We start from the raw sequence: 9,827 nt of genomic DNA on the forward strand, positions 1-9,827 counted from the left end.
CAGCCTTCTCGATGTACCGCAGATTGTGCCGTCGCTTCGTCACCCACTGTGGGAACTGCAGCAGGATGTAGCCCAGCTTGCCCGCCGAACGCAGCGGCGCCACGCTGTCGCGGAACCGCTGCCACAGGTCGCTGACCAGGCCGTCAGGCAATTCCTCCAGGTAGACGTTGCCGCGGCTGTTGGCGAAGGCTTCGGCTTCGCCGCGCACTTCCGAGGGCAGCACTTTGAGCGGCGTCTGGTGCAGGCTGAACAGGCGGAAGGCCTTGACGTCAAAGACGAAGCCCGGCGGCGTCCGCTGCGCCCACAGGATCGCGTTGTCGATCGGCGGGATGCCGTAAAAAGTGCTGTCGACCTCGACCATCGAGAACTGCGAGGCGTAGAAGCGCAGGCGCTCCTCCGGCGTCTTTGCCTCGGGCGGATAGAAGCGCTTGCTCCTGATGAGGGTCGGGTCGGCCCAGCCGGCGGTGCCGACGAGTATCCGGCCGCGTCCGGGAGAGGTCACGGGATCGATTGTACGCGCGCCCGGCGGGCAGCCTCGGCCAGGGGACCGTCTTCTGATGGGCTCAGCCCTAGCCTGGCCGCCCCGCCGTCTCCGTTTCGTGCGTGTAGCGGCGGATGATCGCCGCCGGCTCCCCATCGGCGACGACGAGGCCGCGCTCCATGAGGAGGACCCGGTCGGTAAAGCGCTCGACGGCCGGCAGGTCATGCGAGACGATGACGATCGTCACACCCTGGCGGCGCAGACTCTCGATGTGAGAGAAGCACTTCTCCTGGAACTCGGCATCGCCCACCGCGAGCACCTCGTCGACCAGCAGCACCTCCGGGCGGACGTGGACCGCGACCGCAAAGCCGAGACGAAGGAACATCCCGGCCGAGTAGGTGCGCATCGGCTCGTCGATGAACGCCTCGAGTTCGGCGAACGCGATGATGTCGTTCAGGCGCTCGCGCGCTTCCTGGATGGTGAGGCCCAGGAGCACGGCGTTGAGCAGCGCGTTCTCGCGGCCGCTGATCTGCCCGTGAAAGCCCGCGCCGAGCTCTAGCAGCGCCGCCACCCGGCCCCGGATCTCGACGCTACCCGTGGTCGGCTGTGTGATCGCCGCGAGGATGCGCAGCAGCGTGCTCTTTCCGGAGCCGTTCGCGCCGATAATGCCGAGGCTCTGGCCCTTCGGCACTTCGAAGGACACCCCTCGAAGCGCCCAAAAGGGCTCCTGCTCGACCCGGGGGCGGAAGGGGTGAAGGACCATCGTCTTGACGTCCCGGGCGCGGTGGGAGGTGAGCCGGAAGCTCTTCTTGACGTCGCGTACGACGATGGCCGGCGGGGTCTGGTTGTCCACACGCCCAGCCTATAGCCGCGAACGCCACGAGTTCAAACGGGGCCGGGGGACCCCATATGCTTCGCGGACACCTTCTCGAGCTGGCCGATGAAGTATCCGGCCTCGGCCGCTTCCTCGGGCCGCCGGCGCCGCTGCCGCAGGTAGCCGAGGGCTGTAGTCAGGAGCGTGCGCCCAACTTTGCCCTCCTGGCCGCCCCGGGCCGCCAGCGCGATGCCCAGGTAGCCGCTCAGTAGCAGAAACTGGAGGCTTGAGTCCGGACCCGTCGCCGGCAGGCCGGCGCGAGTCGCGGCTTCCGCAGCGCAGGCGGCTGCATCAGTCCAGGCACGGAACGCCTCCTCCGGGCGCCCGAGGCAAAGGAGGTGCATGCCCTTCACCCAGTGGTCGTTCGCGAGCACGTCCGGCGCCACGGCTCCCTGGAAAAGCGGCCCCAGGAGCGACTCGGCGGCCCTCAGGCCCCGCTCGAAATGGCGTTGCTCGCGCGGGACCTCGTCGTCCGGCCAGCAGTCAGCCAGGTCAGCGGCCAGGTTGAAATTGAGCATGTGCAGGGCTCGCATGAGGTTCTGGCGCTCAACGGCGTCGCCCGCCTCCTCCAGGTACTCCTCGACCTCGGAAATACCGGCGTCCGCCACCGCTACCGCGGCGTCGAGGCCTGAAGGCACGCCCGGTTCCAGGACCAGCGCCTGGCGCCCGAGCGTGTACAGGATCAACCGCTCGGGGAAGGAGCCAAACCCGGTAACGAATCCAGCAGCGCCGATTGGCCCGCCGTCGATCGCGGCCCTGCGGAGGCCCGCGCGATGCCTCTCGAAGAACGCCGCGGCATCGAGGATGTCGCCGATGTCAGACCTCCGGCTCGGCCCCGGCCGCCGAGATGTCTTGCCAGCAGCGGTCGATCACCGCGCGGGCGACCCCGTAGCTGAAGCCCCTTGACGTTAGGAAGGTACCCAGCCGTCGCTCGAACGCGCGCCGGTCGAGGTTACGAAGGGCGCGCAGGCGCTGCTGCGCCGCCTGGTAGGCGGCGTCCTCATCCGAAACATCCTCGACCGCGCCGGCCGCGACTTCCTTCGATATGCCCCTGCGGCCAAGCTCGAAAGCGAGGTGGCGGCGGGAACGCGGGGCAGTGGCCTGGCGGGTCTCGACGTAGGCCCGCGCAAAATCCCCGTCGTCCAGATACCCGAGCTCTCGCACGCGCTCGACCGCCGCATCGACTGCGGGCCTCCCGAGACCCCGGCGGCGCAGCCGCAGCCGCAGCTCTCTCTCCGAGCGGGGCCCCCGGGAGAGGAGATGCAACGCGCCTTCCATGGCTTGCTGGCGCTCGTCCATCTCCCGCAGCTCCGAAGCCTCTGCTGCGCTGAGTTCGCGCCCCGGCGTCAGGCCGGATGCTGCTATCAGCTCCAGGGAGAGCGAAAAGGCCCTCTCGCCATCCAGCCAGATGTCGGCACGGCGTTTGAAGCGCCGGCGCTCGATGGCAGTAATGCGGGGCATCCGATGAAGCTTACAGCGGCGCCGGGCTGAGCAGTAACCTCAAGTGAAGACGAAACGCGGGCGCCTCGCCTATACTCCGCCGGACCGGCCGCTCTAGCCGGGGGCTGGTGAGCCTGGGAGGTGTCATGTGAGAGGCGAACATCGGGGCGCACGGCGCTCGCGGACGCTGGTCCTGGCCGCACTACCCCTGCTGATTTCGATTGCCTGCGGCGGCGGAGATTCCGACGGCGCCGGACCGACCCAACCGCCCGCCACGACCGTCCCCACGGCGGCCGCCTCGCCCACGCAGTCCGCGGCGGCCTTCAACCCCTCGCGCCTGTCGGCGGCGGCTATGGCGATGGAGCACGTCACGTCACTCCTCGGCGCGAACATCCAGACGCTGCGGGACAAGGTCACCGACCCGAACCTGCCCTTCTCGAGCGCACCTGCGATCGGCGCGGCGCTCTCGGCCCAGGGAGTCCATCTGATCTACAGCAGTTACCAGGCGGGCGCCGCGCCGGCCGCCGGGCGGCCCTTCGCGGTGCAGAACACGGTTCAGGGCTACCCCAGCGCCGCCAACGCGACGGCGGCATTCACCGCGCTGCGCACAACCTGGCAGGGGACGCTGTTCCAGAACCTGCAACAGCAACCCAACCTGGGCGCCGCCTGGGAGGAGTCCTTCTGCCAGTTGGGAAACTTCGCGACCGCGGGCGGCCAGCAGCAGCAGTGGTTCGTCTGCATGGCGCGCCAGGGCCCATACGTCGCGACCGTCTCGATCGGCAGCTTCCCCAACATGGACGTGAACTTCGTGGCGCCGCTAGTGAGCTCCTACTTCGACGAGGCAAGTCGCGGTCTGCGCTGAGGCGGCGCCGGCTGCCTCACCGGATCCCACACTCAGGCCGGATGTCGTGCACAGGCACGGTGCGGCGCCTACTGAGGCCGCGGTCGCTCAGAGCCAGAGCGCGACGGTGAAGGCGGCGAGCCAGGCGAGGGCTATGACGCGGGTTCGAGCTAACATGACGACCTCCTCCTCAGCGCCATGATCGGCCGCGGGAGGAGCGGTAACAGGATCGCGGAGCTATCGTCCTGCTAACGACGGGCGTGGTTACAGCTTGCCCGCTTGGCGTGCCCACTTGTACACGGAGGCGAGCGCGGCAACCGGGCGCTCGGCGGCGTAAGGGTATGCCGGCACGCCGCGCTCGGAGAGATAGCGGCAGGCCTCCTCGACCTCGACGTCCCCCACCAGTGAGGCGACAACGGGCTTGACCTTGCCGGCCGCGCGGGCCTCCTCCAGCACTTCACCCACCACCTGCGCGAAGACCATGGGCGGCGTGATGATGGTGTGCCAGTAGCCCAGTATCAGCGAGTGCACCCGGTCGTCGAACAGGGCAAGGCGTATTGCCCGCCGGTAGGTCTCGGGCGGCTCGCCGCCCGTGATGTCAATCGGGTTGCCGTACGCCCCGAAGGGTGGGATCAGCTCCTTGAAGCCCAGGCCCAGGTCCTCCGGCATCTCCATGAGCTTCAGCCCGTAGTCGGCGCAGGAGTCGGAGAGCAGCACGCCGGACCCGCCCGCGCCGGTGACGATCAGCACGTTCTCGCCCCGGGGCACGGGCAGCATCGACAGCGCGCGGGACCAGTCGAGCAGGTCTTCGAGGGTGCGAGCGCGGATGACCCCGGCCTCGCGGAAGGCAGCCTCGTATATCTGGTCGGTACCGGCGAGCGCGCCGGTGTGTGACGCGGCGGCCCGGGCGCCGTAGGCGGTCCGCCCCGCCTTCAGCACCACCACGGGCTTCTCTCTCGACACCCGTTTCGCCGCCTCGACGAAGGCGCGGCCGTCCTTGATGTCCTCCACGTGCATGGCGATGACGCGCGTGTTTGGGTCCTCGGCGTAGTACTCGAGGAGGTCATCTTCGTCCAGGTCAGACTTGTTGCCGAGGCCGACGATTGCCGAGACTCCCATCCTGTTCGTCCGGCTGTATCCGATGATCGCCATGCCGACGCCGCCGCTCTGAGATGAGAGCGCCACGCTGCCCCGCTCGGTGTACGGCGTGCAGAAGGTCGCGCAGAGGTTGGCCGGTGTGTAGTAGTAACCGTAGATGTTCGGACCCATCACGCGCACGTTGTGGCGGCGGGCGACCGCGACCATGTCGTCCTGTAGCTCCTGGTTGCCCGTCTCCGCGAAGCCCGAGGGTATGAGGATGGCGCCGGCGACACCCTTCTGCCCAGCCTGGTCCAGCGCTCCCGCGACCGCGGGCGCGGGGATCGCGAACACGGCGACATCGACCTCGCCGGGGACATCCGTGATCGCCGGATAGGCCTTGAGGCCCTGTATCTCCGAAAGCCGCGGGTTTATCGGATGCACTTTGCCCTTGTAGCCGCCATCGAGGATGTTGCGCACCACCGAGTAGCCGATCTTGCCCTCTTCAGCGGAGGCGCCGATCACGGCAACGGACCGCGGGTTCATGATCCGGCGCATCGCCGCCAGGATCTCCTCGCGCTCGGGCCGCGGCCGCGCGGCGGCAGCGCCCTCATTCGAGAGGACGATGCGCGCGTCGACGGCGGTACAACCGTCGGGGCGGGCGATCACGGGGTTGAGGTCGAGCTCGGCGATCTCCGGGTGCGCGCTCACCAGCTCCGAGACCTTGACGACGGTGTCGCACAGCGCATCGAAGTCCACTGGCCGCTCTCCGCGCACGCCCTCGAGCAGCGACGCCCCCTTGAGTTCGGCGAACATCGACCGGGCGCGCTCCTTGGTTACCGGCGCCAGAGCGAAAGCGACGTCCTTCAGTACCTCCACGAAGATGCCGCCGAGCCCGACCATGACCACCTTGCCGAAGGTGGGGTCCGTGATCGCGCCGACGATGACCTCCCGCCCGGCGGGCGCCATGGCCTGCACGAGCACGCCATCGATGGTCGCGGTGGGGTCGAAAGCAGCGGCGTGGAGCATGATCTGCTCGTAGGCGCCGCGAACCGCGGCGTCGTCGGTCAGGTTAAGGGCTATGCCGCCGGCATCCGACTTGTGGCTGATCGCCGCGGACAGCACCTTGAGCGCCACCGGGTAGCCGATGCGCGCTGCGGTCTCGACGGCCGATTCGACACTGGTGGCAACCCCCTCCGCGGGGAGGGGAACTCCGTAGGCGCGACAGATATCTCCGGCCTCCGAGGCCGTCAGTCCGGACCGGCCCTGGGCGAGGGCGCGGTCGATGGTCGCGCGAACGTAGTCGCCATCCATGTGGGGCTCCTTATGTCAGACGTATCGACGAATGTAGCGCACGGGAGCCTTGGCGGCTAGAGACCTTGGACTCGGGTGGCAAGGGCCGCCAGGCCCCGAGGGGACTAACGTCGCGGGGTTGGCGTGGGGTCCGGCCGGAGGCCGGTGCCGATGCAAGCATCGGTGCTGCGGAGGGCGCCGCGCACACCCGGAGGACTGTTGACGTAGGCGCGGTCGGCGAGGCGGAGCGCTTCCTGCATCCGTTGCTGCAGGCGCAGGTTGTTGGCGTCGACCGAGGCCGTGCTCGCGAAGATAGCATCGATCTCCTCGAGCGAGCGCCGCCATTCCGCCAGTGGCACCCGGACCTGTTCCTGGATAGCTTCGTGCAGCGCCCTGGCCGCCGCGGGCGGCGCGATCGACTCCAGCGTCCGCAACTCGGACTCAGCAATTGGGATAAGCGCCGACCACAGGCTCTGAGCGCGCGAGCGCCGCTCCTCCAGCGAGAGCCTCGTGGGGTCAACCATCGCCTCAGGCACACGCGCGGCAGCCACCTGGGACACCTGGATGGCGAGACATACTCGCTCCGCCCAGGCCAGTTCGGCGGGAGTAGGCGTCGGGTTCGCTGGTAGCGAGACGCCCGGCGTGGGCGTTACCGGGGGATCGCGGTCTGAGCCACACGCGAACCCGGCCACGCACGTGGCGAGCAAGGCCAGTCGCGCGCACCACCTCATGGCGGCGCAATCCTACTGCCGGCCGGCAAGCCTCACAAGCGCCGCAACGGCACTGTCCGAACGTCCGGATGGCGCTAAACTTGGCTCATGGCAGGGCCAAAGGCCAGACAGTCGTTCGAAGAGCTATACAGGCAACTCGAGGAGACGGTATCGAAGCTGGAACAGGGCGGCCTCAGCCTCGACGATTCCCTCGAGGCCTACGAGGCCGCCGTGACCCTTGCCCGCCAGTGCCAGCGCCTGCTCGACGAAGCCGAGCTCCGCATCACGAAGTTGCGTGAGAGCTTTCAGGTCGCCGAGCCGTCAATCGAATACGATGCCGGTGCGACTGCCGAGGAGGAGGAGTGAGGCAGGAGTCCTTGCCCGAAGGCGCCTACAGCGGAGCGCGACCCCGGGGTGAGTACGGCCAGGTGACGGCAGAAGCCGATAGCCGACCAGCCGAAAGCCGATAGCCAAGCAATGCCCCGCCTTCGTGCCGACCTTCACACCCATAGCCACTACTCGCGCGACTCCGTCCTGTCGCCGGAGGCGTACGTCCAGGCATGCATCCGCAAGGGGATCACCTGCGCCGCCGTCACCGACCACAACGAGATCGAGGGCGCCATCGTGATCGCGCGCCTCGCGGAGAAGATGGCGCCGGGTAAGCTGAAGGTGATAACGGGGGAGGAGATCAAGACCCGCGACGGCGAGATCATCGGCCTCTTCCTGAAAGAGCTTGTCCCGCGGGGCATGAGCGCCGAGGAGACGGTCCGCGCGATCAAGGAGCAGGGCGGCGTGGCCACGATCCCGCACCCCTTCGACGTCTTCCGGCGAAACGTGATCAAGCGCGACGTCCTTGACCGGATCGTGCCGCTGGTCGATGCGGTCGAGGGCTACAACTGCCGCAACATTCTCCCCCAGCACGACACCCGGGCCCGCGAGGTGGCGGCCGCGGCGGGCAAGCCTTTCAGCGTCGGGTCAGACTCGCACTCCCGCTGGGAGATGGGCGGCGTGCACATGGAGATGGATGACTTCGAGACGCCGGAGGAGTTCGTCCAGGCGCTGGCGCGCGGGCGCGTGAGCTTCCGGCGCTCGCTGCCGATGGTGCACTGGATCAGCACCTACGCGAAGGCGCGCTGGCGCCTCGGGCTGCGGCCGAGCTATCCCCACTCCGTGCCTCGAGGACCCGGCGACGGTGTCCGGCAGGAGCAGGCCGTTCAGGCTGACGCCACCAGAGACCGCGGGCCATGACGCTGCGCATCGGCTGGTTTGCGACCGCGCGCGGGACGACCTCTGCGAAGCTGCTACGCGCCGCGCTCGAAGCTATCGACGCGGGCATGGACGCTCGCATCAGCTTCGTGTTCTCGAACCGGGATCCCGGCGACTTCGAGAACACGGACCGCTTCTTCGACGAAGTCCGTGCGGCAGGCATCCCGCTCGTAACGCTCTCCAACACGAAGTTTCGCCGCAGAGTCGGCGGCAAGCCGTCACGCGAAGGCGAACCGCTGCCGGAATGGCGGCGCGAATACGACGCCGAAATCGCGAAGCTGGTCGAGCCTTACGGCTTCGACCTCGGCGTTGCCGCCGGCTACATGCTCATCTTCACGGACGTGCTCTATCAGCGCTGGCCGCTCATCAACCTCCACGGCGCGGCGCCGGACGGCCCCATCGGGGTCTGGCAGGACGTCGTCTGGCAGCTCATCGAGCAGCGGGCAAGCGAGAGCGGCGTGCTGATCTTCCTCGCGGACGGCAACCTGGACCGGGGCCCGGTGGTCACGTACTGCCGCTACTCCCTGCGCGGCCCCGGCATCGACGAGCTATGGGCGAAGGTCGGCGACAGGACGGTCGCGGAGATCAAGTCAGCGGAAGGCGAGGACAACCCCTTGTTCCAGGAGGTCCGCGCGCGGGGCGTGGCGCGCGAGATACCGCTGCTGGTCGAGACGCTGCGGGGCTTCGCCGATGGGCGCTTCCGCATCCGGAGCGTGCCGGGCGGGTTCGAAGTCACCGACGCGGAAGGACGGCCGCTGGCAGGGGTGGACCTGTCGCAGCGCGTCGAGGAGCTGGTGGCAGGTTCGCCAGGCCTCGCGGCGCCGGAGACTCCCGCTGCCCCCGGCCCCTAGCCGGCCGGGCTACCTGTACAGGCTCAGGTCGCCCTTCCACACCAGCCTTTCCTCGCTGCGCGGGTCGTCTTCGGCGCGAGACGGGACGTCAAACACCATCGTCGCGCGGCGCTGCGTGTCGAACTGCGGCCATTCCGGGACCGGCCCGCCGTTGGGGTCGCCCTTCCGGGCGAAGTTCGCCCAGGCCGCGCTCATCACGGACTCGAGTTCGTGCTTGTCCGGGCGCTCGCCGGTCATCGGGACGTCGTCGACGTTCGCGAAGGCGAACGGTATCTCCATCGCATGGGCCGCCTTGTAGAGGCCGCCGAGGAAGTCGGACTCCCAGGCGAAGAAGTACATGTACACCGGTGCGCCGCCAGCCGCTACCCGGCGCTCCGCGAGCGTGTTCGCCGCCAGGCGCCGCGCCTCGCTGTTGATGCCGACGAGCAGGTCCCAGGGCGTGGCCTCCGGCCGGTTCCTGCGGTAGACCGCGAGCACTTCACGCCAGTCGAGGGCCGAGCGCGCGAAGAGGGCCGCCAGCCGCTCCTCGAGCTCGTGCTCCTCGAGGCGGCGCCTGCGGGGGTCTCGCGCCATGAAGAGCGCCGCTTCGTCCTTGTTCGTCCCGAGCAGCAGCGGGACGTCCACGCTCGTCGGACAGGCGACCGGGTCGAAGGGGTGCACGGGCATGTACTCGCCGTCCATGACGGGCGCGAAGTTGAAGCCGCCTCCAGCCGCGCCGTCACCGCCCTGCACGCCAATCGCCTCCGTCAGTTGCTCGTGAGGCAATACCTGAAGCTTGCCGAGCTCGCCCCTGCCGATGCCCAGCTTCGCGAGGAGGCGTTCTGCCATCTCCGTCGCGCGGTCGCGCTCGATCGCCCGCAGGGTGACGCTGCTCTGGACGATGGCGCGGTGGAAGAGGCCCTTCGCCGCCGGCATCGCCAGCAAGGTGCAGACCTTACGGCCGCCGCCTGACTCCCCGAAGATGGTGACGTTGTTCGGGTCGCCACCGAAGGCC

At 68.7% G+C, this 9,827-nt stretch carries 11 protein-coding genes; 4 read left to right on the top strand and 7 right to left on the bottom strand.

Annotated elements, in window-relative coordinates:
- The 4 genes from VNN10_01660 to VNN10_01675 all read right to left on the bottom strand — a co-directional run.
- Nucleotides 1-502: DUF72 domain-containing protein (locus VNN10_01660; GenBank protein ID HXH20705.1), on the bottom strand; the 502-nt coding region annotated here is incomplete at its 3' end.
- Between the two features lie 67 nt (nt 503-569).
- Nucleotides 570-1,334, bottom strand: a complete 765-nt coding sequence (locus tag VNN10_01665) for an ABC transporter ATP-binding protein (GenBank protein ID HXH20706.1) — start codon at nt 1,332-1,334, stop codon at nt 570-572.
- A 32-nt stretch (nt 1,335-1,366) separates the two neighbouring features.
- A complete protein-coding gene (locus VNN10_01670; protein ID HXH20707.1) occupies nt 1,367-2,041 on the bottom strand; it encodes a hypothetical protein in 675 nt (224 codons plus the stop codon).
- Between the two features lie 130 nt (nt 2,042-2,171).
- Entirely contained in the window at nt 2,172-2,816 is a 645-nt protein-coding gene (locus VNN10_01675; GenBank protein ID HXH20708.1) for a RecX family transcriptional regulator, read from the bottom strand.
- A gap of 127 nt (nt 2,817-2,943) precedes the next feature.
- Here VNN10_01675 and VNN10_01680 point away from each other — a divergent pair, with 127 nt between their 5' ends.
- Nucleotides 2,944-3,657, top strand: a complete 714-nt coding sequence (locus tag VNN10_01680) for a hypothetical protein (protein HXH20709.1) — start codon at nt 2,944-2,946, stop codon at nt 3,655-3,657.
- Between the two features lie 243 nt (nt 3,658-3,900).
- On the opposite strand, the gene VNN10_01685 is transcribed toward VNN10_01680, so the two are convergent.
- Both VNN10_01685 and VNN10_01690 read right to left on the bottom strand, forming a co-directional pair.
- The gene (locus VNN10_01685) at nt 3,901-6,027 is read right to left on the bottom strand and encodes an acetate--CoA ligase family protein (GenBank protein ID HXH20710.1); all 2,127 of its coding nucleotides are present in this window, start codon (nt 6,025-6,027) and stop codon (nt 3,901-3,903) included.
- Between the two features lie 104 nt (nt 6,028-6,131).
- Nucleotides 6,132-6,698 carry a hypothetical protein gene (locus VNN10_01690; protein HXH20711.1) on the bottom strand — a complete coding sequence of 189 codons (567 nt, stop codon included), beginning with the start codon at nt 6,696-6,698 and terminating at the stop codon, nt 6,132-6,134.
- Between the two features lie 126 nt (nt 6,699-6,824).
- Here VNN10_01690 and xseB point away from each other — a divergent pair, with 126 nt between their 5' ends.
- The 3 genes from xseB to VNN10_01705 all read left to right on the top strand — a co-directional run bounded on the left by xseB (nt 6,825) and on the right by VNN10_01705 (nt 8,833).
- Entirely contained in the window at nt 6,825-7,082 is a 258-nt protein-coding gene (gene xseB / locus VNN10_01695; protein ID HXH20712.1) for an exodeoxyribonuclease VII small subunit, read from the top strand.
- A 111-nt stretch (nt 7,083-7,193) separates the two neighbouring features.
- On the top strand, nt 7,194-7,964 hold the full coding sequence (locus VNN10_01700; protein HXH20713.1) for a PHP domain-containing protein: 771 nt from the start codon (nt 7,194-7,196) through the stop codon (nt 7,962-7,964).
- Nucleotides 7,961-8,833: a formyltransferase family protein gene (locus VNN10_01705; GenBank protein HXH20714.1), complete on the top strand. Its 873-nt coding sequence runs from the start codon at nt 7,961-7,963 to the stop codon at nt 8,831-8,833. Before VNN10_01700 ends, VNN10_01705 begins: the two co-directional genes overlap by 4 nt.
- Before the next feature lie 9 nt (nt 8,834-8,842).
- On the opposite strand, the gene VNN10_01710 is transcribed toward VNN10_01705, so the two are convergent.
- The coding region (locus VNN10_01710) for a carboxylesterase family protein (GenBank protein ID HXH20715.1) at nt 8,843-9,827 on the bottom strand (985 nt) is incomplete at its 5' end.

The organism is Dehalococcoidia bacterium, assembly GCA_035574915.1.
Lineage (GTDB): Bacteria > Chloroflexota > Dehalococcoidia > DSTF01 > WHTK01 > DATLYJ01.